We start from the raw sequence: 16,709 nt of genomic DNA, 5'->3' as shown, positions 1-16,709 counted from the left end.
CCCCCTTTTTCAGTCCTTGGGCCGTTCGGGTTCAGGCTTCTGCTGCGGTCTCTCTTGGGGCACCTCGCTCTCGAAGACCTCCTCGGGGGTGAGCCCCACCTTGTTGGACTCGGGGTTGGCCTCGTAGCGTCCCTCGCCTCCGAAGGGGTGAGGTTTCTTTCGATCAGCCATGTGTAACCTCCTTACACGACGCGGGGGCTTCCCCGGCGGGATGAATTCGCCCCTATCGGCTCTCCGTTAGCCGGCCGTTTTCTTCGAGCTTGAGTTCGGCTAGGGGCGTGGTGTTCGCCTTGAGCAACGCGCGCATGTGATCCAGCGCCCGCCCGTGCCGCTCCTCATCCGTCGCCGCAGACCCGTCGGCGGGAACGTGCAGCTTGAAGTCGCGGAGGTAGGCGTCCATGGCCGTGAAGAGCACGCAGTTGTCGCTGGTCAAGCCGCCCAAGATGAGGATCTGCGCCTGAAGGTAGGTCAGGAGGATGTCCAGCGGGCTGCCGTAGAAGGCCGAGTGCTTCGGTTTCAGGACGCAGTAGTCGTCGTCGTCCGGCTGGAGCAGGCGAACGATTGGAGCTCCCCGGACGTCATCCTCCAGGCAGTGCGCCACGACGCTGCGGATGTCGGACTGCCACTTGCCGAAGTTATCGTTCGCGTAGATGACAGGAACGCCCAAAGGCTTGATTTTGCGCTTGAAGTCACGCAGCCGTTGGGCCATCGGCAGCGCGCTTCGCAGCAAGGCCTCGCCCCCCTCGAATTCCAGATCGTTCAGCACGTCGACCAGCACCAGGACCGTGCGTGCCGAGTTCGGGACGTTGCCGTGCAGGTCGCGATCCTTGGCGGGGTTCATTCGCGCCTAGTGTTTTCTGGTCGTTTCGCGCTGCCTGCCTCGGGCCTCTCCGCCGTGTCGGCCGATCTCGGCCATGTGGGCGCGGTCCCGGCTGACGGCCTCGCCGCCCTTGCGGCCCGCTTCGCGGGCTTCTTCCGAGCTGAACTCGTGCGCCGTCCCCTTCTCGTGAGCGGCTTTGCCGCCTTTGCTGGCAATCTCACGCTGCTTGGCTTGGTCCATTGCCGCGAAGCCCCGGGTGCTTTCCTTCTGGGCCATGGCGCTTACCTCCTCGCAACTCTCGACGCGCAGGCGCCCTTGTCGGCGCATGGCGTCTGGGCGCGTCAAGTATTTCGCGGCGCCGGTCGAAGCGCAACGGGCGAGATACTGTTGGCCAGGCGCGGCCGGCCTATTGCCCCCAGGTCACGAGAAGCCCGATTGCCGAGGCCGTCATGAGCAAAGTCGCGCCCCAGCCGAGCACGTTGGTCAATCGCCCGTTGACGCGATCGCCCAGGACCGCTCGATTGTTGGCGACGAGCATGATGACCGCCAAGAGGGGAGGCGCGATGAAGCCGTTGAGCACCGCCGACCAGACGAGCGCGTCGATGGGGTTGATCCCCGTGAAGTCGATGAGCACCCCCACCAGCGTCGAGCAGATGATGAGCGCGTAGAACCCGCGGGCGCGCCACAGCTTGTGGCGGAGGCCGTGGCGCCATCCCAGCGCTTCGGCGACGGCGTATGAGGCCGAGCAGGTCAGAATCGGCACCGCCAAAAAGCCCGTCCCGAGGATCCCCAGGGCAAAGAGGAGGGCTGCCGCCTCGCCTGCGAGTGGCTTGAGGGCCTGGGCGGCATCCGTCGCCGACGAAATCCCGGTCTGGCCGGTCTTGAAGAGGGTGGTGGCCGTGGCCAGGATGATGAAGTACATGACGAGGTTCGAGAAGAACATCCCGATGTTGACGTCGATGGCCGCATCGCGCAGCTCGGTGTCCGTCGCTCCTTGGCGCTGCTCGCGCGTCAAGAGCCCCCGGCTGATCTCGTCTTCGACCTCCATGCTGCCTTGCCAGAAGAAGAGGTAAGGCGAGATGGTGGTCCCGAGGATCGCCGTGTAGGTGATCAGGGACTTGCCATCGAAGGCGAGCGTCGGGACGAAGGTTCCACGCAGCACCTCCCACAGGTCGGGCTTGGCGAAGAGCGCAGCCCCTATGTAGGCGAAGAGGGTGAGCGAGAGCCACTTGAAAATGCTGGCCACCAGCCGATAGGCCCCGAAGATCTGGACGCTCAGGATCAAGGCGGCAATCGGGATGATGAGCCCCGAGATGGGCAGGGGAAACAGCAGGTTGAGGGCGGCGGCGATGGCGGCGATGTCGGCCCCGGCGTTGAGGGTGTTGGCGATGAGCAGGATGAGGACGCATGGATAGAGCAGGCCCCTCGGGTAGCGCTCCCGTAGCACTCCCGCAAGCCCTACCCCGCTGACCATGCTGATCTTCGCGCAGATGTACTGCACTCCAGCCATCAGAGGGAAGGTCACCAGCGCCATCCAAAGGACCGCAAAGCCCATGGTGGCGCCTGCGACGGAGTAGGTGCCGATCCCCGAGGGGTCGTCGTCCGAGGCCCCGGTGACGAAGCCCGGCCCGAGGGAGTCGAGGATGCGCCGGAGCGGGCCTCGCGGGCCGCCCGGAGCCGCTGGCTTCGGAGGAAGGCCCTCGGCGGAGCATCCTATCGTGCGACTCTTCCTCACGGCGGCCCTCATTTCTGCCTGGAAGCAGCTTGCGTGAAGTGCGGGCGCTCGCCAAGGGCCTTTCCTACCAAGTTTTCCGACCTCATCCGCTGCCCTGCTCCGGGTCGCGCGAGGGTCGGCTACTTGGTGCCTGCGCTCGCCGAAGCGCCTAAGATCCCAGCGCGCGATTCCCAAGATCAAAGGAGGGCGTGATGGAGCGAGATTGGATCCCCCCGGATTCCAGCGGGGCGCAAGGTGTGGGCACCGATGAAGATCTCGACGAGCGGGAGGCGGCGCATCCCGGTTTCATCGGGGAGTTCGGCGAGCGCGAAGCGCCCGCACCGCGCGATTCCGAGGAGACGGTCGAACCGGGCGAGGAGACGCCGCACTAGTTAGGCCTCTAACCACCCTTCGTAAGCCGCGAAGCGGGTATAATCCTGGATGATGGCTGCAATCCGCTCCGCTGATGGACCCGTTTCCTCATCCCGCGCGCTTCGCGCGCGCCCCCCGGCCATCCCGGGGGGCGGTTCGGTGGCCTTCGTCTACTTTGGCGTGAGCGCCTTTGCGGCACACAACTTCCTCTACGGGCAGGGCGGCGGCCTTCAACCGGCGTTGCTGTGGGGCGGCTTGACGGCCGCGACCCTCGTCATTGCAAGTCTGGCGTTCCCCTTGCTTGCGGCCATGGAACGTCGCGGTCGCTTTGAGGCCGGCGGCCTGAAGGCCTGGGGAAGCTATTACGGGGTCCTGGCGCTGAGCTTGGTCATGGCCGGGGTCTTGCGCGCGATTGTCGCCCCCTTCCTGCTGGGTGATACCATCCCCACCGAGCGGTACTGGGCCGCGGCGCTCAACTTCACCGTCTCTTCCTTCGGGACGCTGGTCTTCCTCGAGATGATGGCCGCCCGAATCAGGGCTGACCAGGCCTGGAGCGCCGAGCAAGAACGCGTGATTCAGGACCTCGAACGCTCTCAGCGCGAGCTGATCGCCGTCGATGACACCCTGCGGCAAGAGACTGCCGAGTACCTGCACGGCGAGATGCAGTCTCGCTTCCTGGTCGCCTGGGCGCAACTCGACCAGGCTCGGGCGATCCGGCAGGCGGACCCCGAGGCCGCCGATCGCTTGATCGCTCAAGCCTGTGAGCACCTCGCTCACCTGCGTTCCCAGGGCTTGCTACAGGCGCGCGAGCTCTTCGGCTTGGCCAGCGCCGGCGAGCCCTTCCTGTCGACCGTCGAAGAGGTGATCCGGCGCCTGGAGATTTTCGTGCCGATCACCCTTGAGATTCAGCCAGAGGCGTGCGTCTTCGCGGACCAAGTGCCGCTGGAAATCAGGCGTGCGGGACTTCGCCTGCTGGAGGAGGTCCTGCTCAATGCCTGCCGCCATGCTTCTCCGACCTCGATCCGCGTGGCGATCGCGGCGACCTCGGCCACGGGGCTGAGCCTGCGCGTTCAAGACGACGGGATCGGCTTCAACCCGGAGCGGGTCGCGGTCGGGCTCGGTCTCTCCGGGCTGGCTCAGGTCTTGCGGCGTCAGGGGGGAGGCTTCGAACTCGACTCCCGGCCGGGCGAGGGGACCTGCGCCCTGATTCATTTGCCGCTTTCCGCCTTGGTCGAAGGGGGTGTCGCGTGACCTTGCTGCGGCCCGCTTTACCGAACTTTTTCACCCTGGCCTGGATGCTCGCGGTGGTGACGATCACCATGACCTTGGCGTGCTTGCTCTGGAGCGAGCGCTTCCTGGCTGCGGGCCTCTCCGCGCAGCTGCTCGGTCTGTCTCGCGTGTTGCTGACGCTCGTCCCATTGCTCTTCGTCTCGCCCCTGCTTCGCGTGCTCTTCGCCTGGAAGCCGGAGCGCTTCCAGGGCCCCTGCCTGAGATGGGGCACGTTCTACGGGGTCGCCCTCGCCAGCGCTGGCGCTTGCGGAGCCCTCTGGCATCAGCAACTGCAGGCGGTCTTCGGTTCTGCGCAGGCGGGACCGCCCCTCTGGCTCGAGATGTTTTGCTTGATGAGCATGATCGGGAGCACCTTCTACTTTGCCGAGCAGGAGACCGCGTACTTCCAGCAACTCGCGCACAGGGTCGATCAGACCCTCAAGACCGTGCAAAAGCTCCGTGCCTCCCGCGAGGCCCTGCTCAAGGCGCAGCTGCGTCAGCGCCACGCGGTGGCCATCACCTTCGAAGCACAGTTCGAGCCCAGCCTTCAGGACCTTCACGACGGCCTCTCGGCCCTGCACGGCCACCTCAGGCAAGGGGGCGAGATGCCCGAAGCGGAGGTGGAACGCTTGCTGACGGGCCTCAAGGACCTTCGCGATCGCGACCTGCGCCACCTCAGCCGCGTCCTGCACCCCTCGATCATCGATGTCGGCTTGACCCTTGCCGTGCGGTCCTTGATCGATCAGGTGCGCGGTGACCTGCACGTGACCCTGAACCTCGACGAGCGCTTTCGCGCGGCGGATGGTCCCGTCCTCAATCGTCTGGAACGCCCTCTTCGTCTCTGCGCCTACCGGATCATCGAGCTTGCGCTCGACAACGTCCTGCGCCATGCCGAGGCGAAAGAGGTCCGGATCGAGCTATCGCTGTTGCCCGAAGGTGAGCTCGCCATCGCGGTGACCGATGACGGTCGCGGCTTGGGCGGGGACGAAGTGGTGCCCGGCCTGGGACTTGCAGCCCTGGGAGCCCGGGTCGAGCTGTTCGGCGGTCGTTGGTCCCTGACCCCCGGGCGCCAAGGGGGAACGGCCCTGCGCGTCGCGCTGCCGCTCGATGCCACTCCGTGAGCCCGGCCGTTAAGGGGAAAGCGCCTCAATGAACTTCAGGGCGGCCTGGACGCGCGGGTGGACCTGGGAGTCCGAGGTGCTGATGCCGAGCTTGCGGTAGAGGGTGCCGATCTGGTTTTCGACCGTCTTCTCGGTAAGGTGCAGGCGGTTGGCGATGGCCTGGTTGCTATGCCCCTCGGCGATCAGCTGGATCAGGTCGTAACCCCGAGACGTGAGCTGGTCGCGCAGGCTGGTCGCCTCGCGGCTTTCTTGGGCGTCTTGGGTGAGCTGGGGATCCAGGATCACCAGCCCGCTCAGCGCGCTGTGAACCGCTCTTTCCAGGGCGGCGACGTCCCGGACGGACGACTTGAGCAGGTAGGCCCAGCCATGTGCCTGCTCGGGCGGGAGCATGGTCAGCAGCGAGGGGTCCCGGTGGTTGGAGAGCAGCACCACCCCGACCTTGGGCAGGTACCTTCTGAGCGAGAGACCCACTTGAAAGCCGTTGGCGCCGCGGCCGAGCTCCAGATCCAGGATCACCACGTCCGGTGCGATATCCGGCAACTCGGCGAGCGCCTGCGCCGCGTCCCCGAAGGCGGCGGCCACCGCGAGGCTCGGTTGGGTGGAGAGTGCCGTGCACAGCAACTCGCGGAACAGGCTTTCATCCTCGACGATGGCAAGGCGAATGGCGTCGTTCATCGAAGGTCTCCGTGCGTCTTCATGAATCACGCCTTCCGATCCGGTTGGGCTGCGGTGCGCGTTTCGAGCCGAAAAAACCCCGGGATCGCACGAGGACGTACGATTATCCCGGGGACCATCGATTAAAATAGGCCACAGTAGCCAGACTGTCAATGTCGCACCCCCCGGAACGACGCTATCAGACCGTTACGACCCGTCGCGGGCGTCTCGGGGGCTTCGCGCTTTTAGTGGCCGGAATGCTCGCCGCCGCCGCCCACCCGTGCCGCCTCCTCGCTATGAGGGATCAACCAGTTGATGAAGTGGTAGTGAGGCTCCTCCACCCCCGGGTGACCGGGATTGTAGCTGATATCGGTGTGGTCGACCTTGGCGCCAGCCACTGCATTGCCGAGGTTGTCCCAGCCCTTGCGCGCCTCGAGTTGCTTGAGAGGCACCATGTAGGTGACGTTCACGAGGGCGCCCTTCTTGTCGTAGCCCAGAAACGGTCCCACCGGCAGGGTCTTGGGGTCGACGTAAAGCGTCCCAAGCCCCGGAAGGAAGTCGGGGAGCTTGACCAGGGTGCTCACCTTTTTGAAGTTTGCGGGCGGTTTGGTGAGATAGGCATCCTTGGCGGCGGCGTGGCCAGACAGGGCCGCGACCAAGCCACAGGCGAGGGCCGAACTCAACAGGGCGCGTTTCATCGTGGTTCCTCCTTGCAGGTCGAAGTGATGCATGCGGCCGAGCGCCGTGAAGGCACCGGCAGCGGCGCTGGGATCTTAAGAAAGATTAAGTAAGTATTGTATAGATTGCTTGTCCTGGCAATGCTGGGGCCAGGATCAGGTTCGCTGGGCTTGAACGCGAACGGCTGTGACCTTGACGCCCGCGGGCTCACGCCGGTCTCGGCTTGCGCCCCGAGCCCGACGTCGGAGCAAGCTCGCGAGCACCAAGCCTGTGATCGTGCCGTAGATCAGGTGGCCGAGAAAGAAGTTGCGATCGCGGGCCATCGTCTTGAGCATCGCCGGATCGAGCGAGGGCCCGATCAGCAGACCCCAGGTCGCCCAGAAGGCCGCGCCCCAACCCAGGCCCGTGAGGGCCTCGCGCCCGAGAGAGCGGGCGTGCGCCGGATCGTAGGTGCCGAGCAGCGTGCCGTAGGCAGCCCCGCCGATGGCTGAGGTCATGGCGTGCAGCACGATCCCCGTTCCGCTCGGCCCCCAGCGGAAGTCGTCCTGCACGGGGCGGTACCATGGGAGCGTGGCGCCGATGGCGTTCATGTGGCCCCACCGCCCCATGCCGCGGGGCCGTAGGGCGAAGGCCTCGTAGAGACCATAGACCGCGCCGCCGAGCATGCCGGCGATCGCGCCCTCACCGAGCCACGGGGCTGATGCTGCCATTCGCATCCCGATACCTCCGTTTCGCCTCTTGTCCCCACCGGGCGAACCTCGCCTTTGCGGCTTCTTCGAGGCTAGGGCCTCGATTGCGGGATGCCTTTGTCAGGACCGCAGAAGATTAGCCGCGAGTTTCGGGGCAAAGGCCCCGTGCAGGCCGGGTCATGGGGCGAGCAGAGGGTCCTCGAGCCAGTCTCGAACGTCGACTCGTACTCGGATTGCGACTTCATAGAGGCAGTGACCGCCTCGACCATCTTGCACCGAGCGGGAGCGCATCTTCCCAGGAGGGCCGATCGAGGGGTACCCTCAGAGGGGACCCCTCGATTCCAAGGAGGCAGCGCTTTGCCATGAGCACCGATCCCATCCTCTCCATGTTCCCGCTGGGGATGCCCTGGCAGACCTCGGATCCCTTCCTGTTCTGCGTCCACCACGACGACGCCTACCCGCAGGGCAATGAGCGCCTGGGACCGGCCGCCTCGCTACAAGGGCGAGACATCGGGCAAGACTTCGCAGGCCTCGACGGCTGGCGGATGTACCACGGGGACGTCGTGCCGGGCTTCCCGGGGCATCCGCATCGCGGCTTCGAGACCGTCACGATCGTGCGCAAGGGCTTCATCGACCACTCCGACTCGCTCGGGGCCACGGCGCGCTTCGGCGCGGGCGACGTGCAGTGGCTGACGGCCGGCAAGGGGATCGTCCACGCCGAGATGTTCCCCTTGCTCTACCAGCAGGGCCCGAACCCGCTCGAGCTCTTCCAGATTTGGCTCAACCTGCCCCGTGCCGGCAAGATGGTCGCGCCTCACTTCAAGATGTATTGGCACGAGACCATGCCGACCGTGGTGACGCTCGACGATGCGGGCCACCAGACCGAGGTCACGGTGATCGCGGGTGACCTCGGCGTTGAGCGCGCCCCCTCGCCGCCGCCCGACTCCTGGGCCGCCAACGCGGCGGCGGATGTGGCGATTTGGCTGATCCGGATGGCGCCGGGCGCGAAATGGCGTTTGCCTGCCGCCAGCGCGGGGACGAATCGAACGCTTTACTACTACGAGGGCGCGGGGCTCAAGGTCTCGGGCGTAAACGTCCCGTCGGGCACGGGGGTACGCCTGCGCCCCGACACCGAGCAGGAGCTCGTCGCGGGCCCGGAGGCCAGTTACTTGCTGTTGCTGCAAGGGCGGCCGATCTCGGAGCCCGTTGTCCAGTACGGCCCTTTTGTCATGAATTCGCCCGCTGAAATCCAACAGGCCTTCGGCGAATACCAAGCGACCGGCTTCGGAGGCTGGCCCTGGCCCGAGGAAGGCCCCGTACACGAGCGGGGTGCCGGCCGCTTTGCCCGCTACCCGGACGGTCGTTTCGAGTATCCGGGCTAGCGGGCGGGTTTCGACCCGGCTATCCCGGCGAGCTCGGGTCGAGCAACACCACGCGCACGGCATCCAGGCTCACGCGGGCCGCGCTCAGGTGGCGAAGGGTCTCCTTCGCCTTCTCCGAGTGGCTGGCGAGTTCCACGGCCGAGACGCTGCCCAAGCCGCGCAGCTCCTCGAGCCGCTGCTGCTCGGAGCCGAGAATTCTCGCCGCTTGGGCCACGGCGGCTTCCACCTGGCTTTGTAGCTGGGCGTTGGCCATCTCTTCGGCGGTTTCGAGCAACGCCGGCACCTGGTCCTGCAACACCCCTGCCATGCGTGCCCAGATCGAGGGGCTCAAGGGCAGAAGCCTGGCCTCCTGCGCCTGCGGGGACGGGCGTGCCTTGCCTCGCAGATCGAGGGTCAGGGACAAGGAGGTGGGCGGCAGGAACCGCGGCAGTCCCAACCGGCCGGGGCCCACGGCCTCGAGCAGGAAAAGGAACTCGATCCAGACGCCCTGCTCCGGTGCCCCCGCCCAGTGGGCGATGCTCGCTCGGCCTTCCGATTGGTCGAGTAAGAGGGCAAGAGCCCCTTCGACGAGCGGATGATCGGGGCTCAGGAACTGGATGTCCTCGCGCGCCAATGCCAGGCTTCGGTCATAGGTCGCGAGGTAGCCATCGGACCGCAGGCCGGGGAAGGGCTCGACCTTCATCAGGTCGCCGGGGCGGATTCGCTGGATCAGCGGGTCCGCCAGGTCCTCCTCGACGACCCCGAAGTGTTCGAGCAGCCCGCTGAGGGCCTCTTTCAAGAGCGGATAGTCGAAGGCCTTCACCTCGCCGACCAGCGCATCGCCCAGCTCTTGGTCGCACGAATTCAGATCGATGAGAAAGTCCACCCCGGCCTGGACATCGGCTTGATGCTGGGCGAGCAGCGCTGCGGTCTCTTGCAAAAATGCGTCCAGCTTGGCCTGGTCGCGGTGACGGGGCGTGTGCGCTCTCAGCAGATCGAGCAGCGCTTGCGCCTGTGCCGCCATCAAGTGCTCGCCGCCGGTCAACGGGGCCTCGAACACGCGCAAGGTGCGATGCCACTGGAACAGCGCCTCGCCAGGGGTCTGCTCGACCAAGGCCACGTGCACCTGGATCGTCTCGGTCTGGCCGATGCGGTCCAGGCGACCAATCCGCTGCTCGAGCGCATCCGGGTGGAGCGGCAGGTCGAACAGTGCCAGGTGATGGCAGAACTGGAAGTTGCGTCCTTCGCCGCCGATCTCGCTGGAAATCAGGATCTGGGCGCCTTCCGGGTCGGCGAAGTAGGCGGCCTGCCGATCCCGCTCGACCAGCCCGAGCTGCTCGTGAAAGACGGCGACCTTGAGGCCGGAGTGATGCCGGACCGTCTTCTCCAGCCACTTGACGGTGGCGACGCTTGACGCCATCACCACCACCTTCTTTTTGCCCAGCTCGCGGATCAGCTCCAGAAGCCAAGCAACGCGCGGGTCATCCTTGGCGGGGGGCTCCTCTCCCTTTCCAACCGGGAGGTTCAGCATGCGCTGCAGTCCTGCGATCTCCGGCCACATATCGGCTTTTTGCCAGCTCGGAGGAAGCGGCAGCCTGGTGAGGTGCAACTGCCGGCCAGGAAAGCCGCCCAGCTTCTCACGACGGTTGCGGATCAAGACCCGCCCCGTGCCGTGGCGATCGATCAATTGCTGGAGGGACTCTGCGGTGGTGCCATCCCAGCGCGCTTCGGGAAACATGCGGCGCAGCTCGTCGGTGACTTGTTCGCCCAGGTAGAGACGGCGGGCCAGGTCGGCGACCTCTCGCATGTGGGCGTGCTCGGCCTCGAACCGCTCGAAATCGGCAAAGCGCTCGGGGTCCACCAGGCGCAGCAACCCGAACTCCGTTTCCAGGCCCTGCCGCAGGGGGGTCGCCGTCAGCAGCAGCAGGCCTTGGCTATTGTTGGCGAGGGCCTCTACGGCCTGATAGCCGGGGCTCGCTTGCTCGCGCGACCAGGTCAGGTGGTGCGCTTCGTCCACGATCACCAGGTCCCAGGGGTGTTCGAGGGCCTGCTGAAGCCGACCAGGCTCAAGCAGCCAATCCAACGGGGCGATCAGCCGCGACGCGTCGGCGAAGGGATTTTCCGCCTGAGCCTCTTGCCCGCGTCGCCCGTCGCCCTGAGCGGGGATCAGCTCGGCGTGGGCGACCGTGAACAGCTCGTTGAAGCGCCGATAAAGCTCGACCAGCCATTGGTGGACGAGGCTGCTCGGCGTCAGCACCAGCACCCGATCCGCGCGGCCCAGGGCGCGCAGCGCCGAATAGACCAGGCAGGCTTCGATGGTCTTGCCGAGCCCCACCTCGTCGGCGAGCAATGCACGGGGATACTCGCGGCTGCTGACCTTGTAGGCGATGGCCAGCTGGTGCGGCAACAAGGAGACGCGAGCGCCGGTTAGACCGCGGCAGCGCTGCTGGAGGACCTCGGAGCGAAGGTGCCAGCCCGTCTTGCGCAGGTCGAAGGCCTCGTGCGCACTGAAGTCAGCGGCGAACAAGCGTTGAAGCGGATCGCGTGAGGCGCTGGAATCGGCCAGTTGCAGCTCGGGCACCACGATTCCCTGCCCGTGATAGGTCAGAAGCCCGTCCTCGGTCTCTTCGATTCGCTCGACCCGGAAGGTTCGGCCGTCCTGCGTCTGTCCCGATTGGCCGACGCCGAGCTCGAAGCGTCGCAGCGGGGCGTTCGCCGGGTTGTAGATCCGGCGTTCGCCGGCTCCTGGAAAGGCGATTTGAATGCTGCGCGACGTGGGGAAGCTTTCAATGATGCCAAGTCCGAGCGAGGGTTCCGCCTCGCTGCGGACCCGCTGTCCGATGGCCCAGTAAGTTGTTGACATGATTCGACCGCCATGCGACCCGCCTGAATCAGGGATGGCCTCGCCCGTGGGGAAGGCAACCCTTTTTCGTTCATCGGGTTACGAGTAAGAGGTTCGTGGTGACACGGCCCATGTTACCACTTCAAGCGATCGGTCCTTAGGGCTCGGGGCCTTTAGGCTTCTCGTCCGCGGTTGACGCCGCTGTCCCGTGGTGCTTCGCTTGCCCTGGCTGGCGCTTGGACTCGTTGACCTGGATCTGGAGCAGGTTGACGGCATGGCTGACGAAATACCCGAACACGGCCATGCCGTACCCCATCATGAGCACCGCCAGGATCCGGCCACCGACGGACTTGGGAAAGACATCGGATCCGACGGTCGTGACGATGGCAGCGCCCCACCAGAGGGCGGTCCCGAAGCTGTGGATTTGGCTCTCCTGGACGTCGTGTTCGAGGGCCAGCATCGCGGCACTCGCCGTGAGCACGACCACGCCGGTGGTGCCGGCGACGTAGCCAAACCGACTGGCCATCAGAAACCGCTTCAGCCCCTTGAGCCCGCGCCGAAGGGCGATTCCCAGCCGGAACAGGGAGAAGCCGATCCAGACGAGCTTAAGGACCCTCAACAGCCGAAGCACCGGAAACAGCAAGACCAAGAGATCGAGCCATCGGTGACGGATGTAGCGCGGCCGGTTCGGCGCGATGGCGAGCTTCACCAGGTACTCGACGACGAACAGCAACCAGATGATGAGGGTGGCTTCGTCGAAATACGTCCGGTACGTGGCCTGGGGCGGGGCTGCGAAGTCCGCGATGATCAAAGCGAAGAACAGCAGCGACAGAACGGCCATCGGCAGATCGAGGATTCGGTTCAACTGCCGAATGGCGCGCCGCCGCGCCGCGAAGTGAGGCGGCGTGGCGGCACCTGGTTCGGACGCGCGATCGCGATCGTTTGCCATGCAGGTGCCCCTTACCCGGTGCTTGCGGCCCCAGGCGCGATTGTGGACGATGCGGCCCCGAATGCAAACCCTTCCTCGGGCTCGGATGCCGCAGGGGCCTACGATCCAGGTGCCTGCAAAGGCCCGAACGCAGCTTTACTTGAAAGGGCGATGGATACAGCATGGCCCGCGTGGGGGTGACCACAAGGAGGGCGACCATGGCAGAGCGCCGCGAACGCGAACGGCAACAGCCTGAGAAGGGCAAAATGACGGTGCAGGCCGCTTTTCATCCCGGCTCGGAGCGCTGGCCTTACTGAAAACGGTTCACCTCATATCCGGTCCACATCTCGGTCCTCGCTCAGGTGGCGCCGCCGCCGCTCGTACTCTCGCTCGTCGACTTCGTCCTTGTCATAGCGATCGTAGAGGGGCTGGTCCGCTTCGCGTTCAGCCGCGTGGGAACCCTTGAACTCGGGCTGGGGCCGTCGCACCACCCGAACGACCGTCGTCGCAAGCAGGGCCAGAATCAGCAGCCCGACCAGGATCCACAGCGTCACTTCCATCGCCGCCCTCGCTTCTTTCGCGGTGCTCGGTCTCATGGCCGCGATGATTCTGTCACGCTCACCCCGGCTGAGCAACAATCGATTGGTGACGGTGGGGGCCTACTTTTATCGGCGTGACGTTTCTGCTTGCGGTTTGATCGTCTCGCGCGCGATGTCCAAGAAGGCGCTCAGGGCGGGAGAGAGCCACTTGTCCTTGTGCACGGCCAGCTGGGTCAGAACCGAGATCTCATTGACCCACGGTAGGGCGACGAGCGATCCGCGCGCGATTTCGGATGCCACGGCGATTTCGGGCAAGACGGCGACACCCATTCCCGCCATCGTGCAGTGCTTGATGGCCTCGATGCTCGCGAACTCCATGACCGTTTCCGGTCGGGCTCCGGCCTCGCTCAGCATCTGCTCGAAGAGGTTGCGATAGGTGCAGCCCGCCTCGGTCTGGAGGACGACCTCGCCCGTGATATCCGAGGGCTCGACAGTTTTGCACGTGGCCAGGCGATGCTCCGGATGGGCGACGAGCAAGATCCGCTCGGACAAGAGCGCCTCAACCTGCACGCTCGGAAACGCCTGCATCTGATCGAGGAAGAAAGTGAGATCGAGCGTGCCATCGGCCACCGAGCGGCGCAGATCCGCGCAATCCCCCGGTCGCACGATCAGCTGAACCCGCGGATAGCGCTGCCGGTACTTGCTGAGAACGGCAGGTAGCCGGTAAGCGCAGAGGCTCTCGGGAGCGCCGATCATCAGGACACCCGATGGTTCGGCCGTGCCGGGAACGAACACCCGCGCCTCTTCTTCGAGCTGAATCATTCGCTGGGCATACCCGACCATTCGCTTGCCCGCGTCCGAGAGGCGCACCCGCTTCCCGAGGCGTTCGAAGAGCGGCACGCCGAGCTCGGCCTCGAGCGCCTGGATCTGGGCCGTGATGCTTGATTGCGCGTAGTTGAGGGTCTCGGCGGTCCGCGTGAAGCTCAAGTTCTCCGCCACAACCAGGAACGTGTGCAGGTGTCGCAACTCCATCACGCTCTCCTTAATCGGTTTTTCCGAATGAAGCCATCAAAACATTTCGTTGGATCGATTAACGCCGGCCACCTATCATACAGCCGATGGAAGGCGTTTTCAATCTCAAAGGAGGCCGTGATGGTGAGCGAAGGTAGGGGGCATTCCCTGGAAGTCTGCGTAAAGAGCGCAGGAAGCCTGAGCCTCTGGAAGCAATTCGTGCATTTGCTCGGGATGGCTGGGCGTGGGGCTTCGATGGCGCCTTTCATCGGGGAGGGGACGATGCACGATGAGCTGCGAGGCGAATGAAATAAAAACCTCCAGCCGGCGCAGAAGTTTCAGGCAGAACAAAATGCCCCCGCCCAAGAGGGCGGGGGCAAGTGGCGGATGGTTGCCGCCCTCTCGGTGCTCCTTGACGTCAGGTTTCGTCGAGGGCCGCGGCAAGGCGACGCACTCCCACTTCGATGCTCCTCTCGTCGAGGTCCGCATAGCCCAGCACGAGCTCGGTTTCCTCGGGGTTTCCCATATAGCACGCGCGTGTGGTGGCGACTCCAACTCCGAGCGCGGCAGCCCGTTGCGCAATTGCCTCTCCATCGAGGTGCGTGCGCAGCCGGATCGTGACGTGTAGGCCGGCGTGGTCCCCGAGAATGGTCACGCGCTCGCCCAGGTGCTCGTGCAATGCCTGCAGCAGACAGCGGCGACGGCCCTCGTACAGGACACGCATGCGCCGTAGGTGACGCTCGAGGTGGCCTTCCACGATGAAGTCCGTCAAGGCCAATTGCTCGAGCAGTGGCGACTGGCGGTCTGCCAACCACTTGGCGCGCGCGAACAAGGGCGCCCATTCCGGCGGCACCACCATGTAGCCCAACCGCAGAGCGGGAAACAGGATCTTGGAGAAGGTGCCCACGTAAAGGACCACCCCGGCCGTGTCCAGACCTTGTAGCGAGGGAATGGGGCGATCGCCGTAGCGGAACTCGCTGTCGTAGTCGTCCTCCACAATCAGCGCGCCCTGGGTGCGAGCCCAATCGAGCAGCGCCAGGCGCCGTGGCAGGGAGAGCACGACGCCAGTCGGGAACTGGTGGGAGGGCGTGACGTGGACGAGCTTCACCCCGGCCGGCAGTTGATCGACCACCAGTCCGGCATCATCCACGGGTACTGGGATCAGCTGCGCACCGGCTGTCATGAAGGCATGGCGGGCTCCCAAGTAGCCCGGCTCTTCGAGCGCCACGCCATCGCCGGCATCCACGAGCAATCGGGTTATGAGGTCCAGGCCCTGCTGCGAACCGCCAACAATCACGATCTGCTCGGGGGTGCAGCGTACGGCCCGTGATCGTTGCAGGTACGTCGCCAAGGCCTCACGCAAAGGGGCATGGCCCTGGGCGTCTTCGGTATAGCCGAGCGGTGCGCGTCCTGAGCGGGCATGGCGCAGCATCAGCCGGCGCCAGATGTCGATGGGAAACTCATCGAGGGCTGGGCGGCCGTAGTGGCCGAAGGTGATGGCCGCGGGGTGACTCGCGCCGCGCAGGGGGCCCGCTGATGCCAGGCGAACCCCATAGGCGGAGAGGGGCAGTGGCGGACGAGTGGCCGGAGCGGCAAACTCGGGTGCCGCGGGCTTGAGCAACGCATCGGGCAACTCACTGCTTACGAAGGTGCCGGCGCCGGTGCGGGCCACGAGGTAGCCCTCAGCGAAGAGCTGATCGTAGGCGACGGTGACGGTCGTGCGCGAGACTGCAAGTGCGTTGGCCAGGTCTCGCGTCGAGGGAAGGCGATCGCCCGGCGCCAATCGTCGCGACAGGATGGCCTGGCGTAACGCCTCGTAGAGCTGGTGGTACAGCGGCGTGGGGGCGGCGTTGTCGAGCGTGAGGGACAGCTCCACGGCGGATACCTCGCAATGGCTTGGTGGTTTAAGAAGAAATTGGCTATTTTGCCAGACCAATCTTCGCCTTATTCTAACCGTGCAGCTTGGGCTGCGAAAGCCAGGTCTGCTTCTCGTTCACCCCCCTCGTCCCAGGAGATGCCCCATGACCGACCGGATTTATCCGCCCACCGAGCGCTCAACCATCAAGCGCAGAGCCAAGCGAGCCGCCTACGATCGAGAGGTGGTCCACGCCATCCTGGATGAGGGCCTTGTCGGCCATGTCGGGTTTGTCGCCGACGGCCAGCCTTTCGTGATCCCCATGGCCTACGCTCGGATAGATGAGACGCTTTACCTCCATGGCGCTGCCGCAAGCCGTCTCTTGCGAACGCTCAGGGCTGGCGCGGATGTCTGCCTCTCCGTCACCCTCCTCGATGGCTTGGTTCTGGCACGCTCGGCGTTTCACCACTCCATGAACTATCGCTCTGTGGTTGTCTTCGGCCAGGCGAGTCTCGTGGAGGACGAAAGCGCCAAGCGAGAAGCGCTGCGGGCGCTCACCGAACACCTGACCCCAGGGCGCTGGGAGGTGGCACGCCAACCTAGCTCTGCCGAGCTCGCCGGCACGATGGTCTTGGCGCTGCCGATCGCCGAGGCATCCGCCAAGATCCGCACGGGGGGCCCTGTCGATGATGAGGACGATTATGCGCTTCCGGTCTGGGCCGGCGTGGTGCCGCTCAAGCTGACGATGGAGGCGCCAGTGCCGGATAGCCAGCTGGCTGAAGGTGTCTCGTTCACCGGGCTGGTGCGCCCATGAGCGAGCCTGTATTCCTGGTTGAAGCGCTGCCCTTAAAGAAAG

At 65.4% G+C, this 16,709-nt stretch carries 17 protein-coding genes; 5 read left to right on the top strand and 12 right to left on the bottom strand.

What is annotated here, in order from left to right; translation table 11 throughout:
* Positions 1-9 precede the first annotated feature (9 nt).
* From J7643_04095 to J7643_04080, 4 genes are all read right to left on the bottom strand, one after another.
* The gene (locus J7643_04095) at positions 10-171 is read right to left on the bottom strand and encodes a hypothetical protein (GenBank protein MBO9539757.1); all 162 of its coding nucleotides are present in this window, start codon (positions 169-171) and stop codon (positions 10-12) included.
* Positions 172-223: 52 nt separating this feature from the next.
* On the bottom strand, positions 224-841 hold the full coding sequence (locus J7643_04090) for a cysteine hydrolase (GenBank protein ID MBO9539756.1): 618 nt from the start codon (positions 839-841) through the stop codon (positions 224-226).
* Between the two features lie 6 nt (positions 842-847).
* The gene (locus tag J7643_04085) at positions 848-1,096 is read right to left on the bottom strand and encodes a stress-induced protein (GenBank protein ID MBO9539755.1); all 249 of its coding nucleotides are present in this window, start codon (positions 1,094-1,096) and stop codon (positions 848-850) included.
* 130 nt (positions 1,097-1,226) lie between these two features.
* Complete coding sequence (locus tag J7643_04080) at positions 1,227-2,567, bottom strand: divalent metal cation transporter (GenBank protein ID MBO9539754.1); 1,341 nt, start codon at positions 2,565-2,567, stop codon at positions 1,227-1,229.
* 179 nt (positions 2,568-2,746) lie between these two features.
* Here J7643_04080 and J7643_04075 point away from each other — a divergent pair, with 179 nt between their 5' ends.
* The 3 genes from J7643_04075 (at position 2,747) to J7643_04065 (ending at position 5,296) form a co-directional block, all read left to right on the top strand.
* Complete coding sequence (locus J7643_04075; GenBank protein MBO9539753.1) at positions 2,747-2,926, top strand: hypothetical protein; 180 nt, start codon at positions 2,747-2,749, stop codon at positions 2,924-2,926.
* Between the two features lie 139 nt (positions 2,927-3,065).
* Positions 3,066-4,157, top strand: a complete 1,092-nt coding sequence (locus J7643_04070) for a hypothetical protein (GenBank protein ID MBO9539752.1) — start codon at positions 3,066-3,068, stop codon at positions 4,155-4,157.
* Complete coding sequence (locus J7643_04065; GenBank protein MBO9539751.1) at positions 4,154-5,296, top strand: hypothetical protein; 1,143 nt, start codon at positions 4,154-4,156, stop codon at positions 5,294-5,296. Before J7643_04070 ends, J7643_04065 begins: the two co-directional genes overlap by 4 nt.
* Before the next feature lie 9 nt (positions 5,297-5,305).
* On the opposite strand, the gene J7643_04060 is transcribed toward J7643_04065, so the two are convergent.
* The 3 genes from J7643_04060 to J7643_04050 form a co-directional block, all read right to left on the bottom strand.
* Positions 5,306-5,971 carry a response regulator transcription factor gene (locus J7643_04060; protein MBO9539750.1) on the bottom strand — a complete coding sequence of 222 codons (666 nt, stop codon included), beginning with the start codon at positions 5,969-5,971 and terminating at the stop codon, positions 5,306-5,308.
* A 224-nt stretch (positions 5,972-6,195) separates the two neighbouring features.
* Complete coding sequence (locus J7643_04055) at positions 6,196-6,648, bottom strand: hypothetical protein (protein MBO9539749.1); 453 nt, start codon at positions 6,646-6,648, stop codon at positions 6,196-6,198.
* Positions 6,649-6,783: 135 nt separating this feature from the next.
* Positions 6,784-7,338 (bottom strand): hypothetical protein, encoded by a 555-nt coding sequence (locus J7643_04050; GenBank protein MBO9539748.1) that lies wholly within the window; start codon positions 7,336-7,338, stop codon positions 6,784-6,786.
* Positions 7,339-7,679: 341 nt separating this feature from the next.
* Between J7643_04050 and J7643_04045 the strand changes: the two genes are divergently transcribed.
* Positions 7,680-8,699 carry a pirin family protein gene (locus tag J7643_04045; protein MBO9539747.1) on the top strand — a complete coding sequence of 340 codons (1,020 nt, stop codon included), beginning with the start codon at positions 7,680-7,682 and terminating at the stop codon, positions 8,697-8,699.
* 19 nt (positions 8,700-8,718) lie between these two features.
* On the opposite strand, the gene rapA is transcribed toward J7643_04045, so the two are convergent.
* From rapA to J7643_04020, 5 genes are all read right to left on the bottom strand, one after another.
* The gene (gene rapA / locus J7643_04040; protein ID MBO9539746.1) at positions 8,719-11,541 is read right to left on the bottom strand and encodes an RNA polymerase-associated protein RapA; all 2,823 of its coding nucleotides are present in this window, start codon (positions 11,539-11,541) and stop codon (positions 8,719-8,721) included.
* 136 nt (positions 11,542-11,677) lie between these two features.
* A complete protein-coding gene (locus J7643_04035) occupies positions 11,678-12,469 on the bottom strand; it encodes an ion transporter (GenBank protein ID MBO9539745.1) in 792 nt (263 codons plus the stop codon).
* 308 nt (positions 12,470-12,777) lie between these two features.
* Complete coding sequence (locus tag J7643_04030; GenBank protein MBO9539744.1) at positions 12,778-13,008, bottom strand: SHOCT domain-containing protein; 231 nt, start codon at positions 13,006-13,008, stop codon at positions 12,778-12,780.
* Between the two features lie 105 nt (positions 13,009-13,113).
* A complete protein-coding gene (locus J7643_04025) occupies positions 13,114-14,019 on the bottom strand; it encodes a LysR family transcriptional regulator (protein ID MBO9539743.1) in 906 nt (301 codons plus the stop codon).
* A gap of 397 nt (positions 14,020-14,416) precedes the next feature.
* On the bottom strand, positions 14,417-15,874 hold the full coding sequence (locus J7643_04020) for a PLP-dependent aminotransferase family protein (GenBank protein MBO9539742.1): 1,458 nt from the start codon (positions 15,872-15,874) through the stop codon (positions 14,417-14,419).
* 145 nt (positions 15,875-16,019) lie between these two features.
* On the opposite strand from J7643_04020, the gene J7643_04015 reads away from it, so the two are divergent.
* Positions 16,020-16,667 carry a pyridoxamine 5'-phosphate oxidase family protein gene (locus J7643_04015; GenBank protein ID MBO9539741.1) on the top strand — a complete coding sequence of 216 codons (648 nt, stop codon included), beginning with the start codon at positions 16,020-16,022 and terminating at the stop codon, positions 16,665-16,667.
* Positions 16,668-16,709: the final 42 nt, after the last annotated feature.

The sequence above is a fragment of the bacterium genome (assembly GCA_017744355.1).
In the GTDB taxonomy this organism is placed as follows: domain Bacteria; phylum Cyanobacteriota; class Sericytochromatia; order S15B-MN24; family UBA4093; genus JAGIBK01.
Note: the sequence above shows the minus strand (reverse complement) of the source record. Positions and strands in the feature narration are given on the sequence as shown.

Bases quoted from the DNA above. Each gene is read 5' to 3' on its own strand.
- J7643_04080 (MBO9539754.1), bottom strand. From the start codon at position 2,567: ATGAGGGCCGCCGTGAGGAAGAGTCGCACGATAGGATGCTCCGCCGAG.
- J7643_04015 (MBO9539741.1), top strand. From the start codon at position 16,020: ATGACCGACCGGATTTATCCGCCCACCGAGCGCTCAACCATCAAGCGC.
- J7643_04055 (MBO9539749.1), bottom strand. From the start codon at position 6,648: ATGAAACGCGCCCTGTTGAGTTCGGCCCTCGCCTGTGGCTTGGTCGCG.
- J7643_04030 (MBO9539744.1), bottom strand. From the start codon at position 13,008: ATGGAAGTGACGCTGTGGATCCTGGTCGGGCTGCTGATTCTGGCCCTG.
- J7643_04060 (MBO9539750.1), bottom strand. From the start codon at position 5,971: ATGAACGACGCCATTCGCCTTGCCATCGTCGAGGATGAAAGCCTGTTC.
- J7643_04095 (MBO9539757.1), bottom strand. From the start codon at position 171: ATGGCTGATCGAAAGAAACCTCACCCCTTCGGAGGCGAGGGACGCTAC.
- J7643_04035 (MBO9539745.1), bottom strand. From the start codon at position 12,469: ATGGCAAACGATCGCGATCGCGCGTCCGAACCAGGTGCCGCCACGCCG.
- J7643_04090 (MBO9539756.1), bottom strand. From the start codon at position 841: ATGAACCCCGCCAAGGATCGCGACCTGCACGGCAACGTCCCGAACTCG.
- rapA (MBO9539746.1), bottom strand. From the start codon at position 11,541: ATGTCAACAACTTACTGGGCCATCGGACAGCGGGTCCGCAGCGAGGCG.
- J7643_04025 (MBO9539743.1), bottom strand. From the start codon at position 14,019: ATGGAGTTGCGACACCTGCACACGTTCCTGGTTGTGGCGGAGAACTTG.
- J7643_04050 (MBO9539748.1), bottom strand. From the start codon at position 7,338: ATGGCAGCATCAGCCCCGTGGCTCGGTGAGGGCGCGATCGCCGGCATG.
- J7643_04085 (MBO9539755.1), bottom strand. From the start codon at position 1,096: ATGGCCCAGAAGGAAAGCACCCGGGGCTTCGCGGCAATGGACCAAGCC.
- J7643_04075 (MBO9539753.1), top strand. From the start codon at position 2,747: ATGGAGCGAGATTGGATCCCCCCGGATTCCAGCGGGGCGCAAGGTGTG.
- J7643_04045 (MBO9539747.1), top strand. From the start codon at position 7,680: ATGAGCACCGATCCCATCCTCTCCATGTTCCCGCTGGGGATGCCCTGG.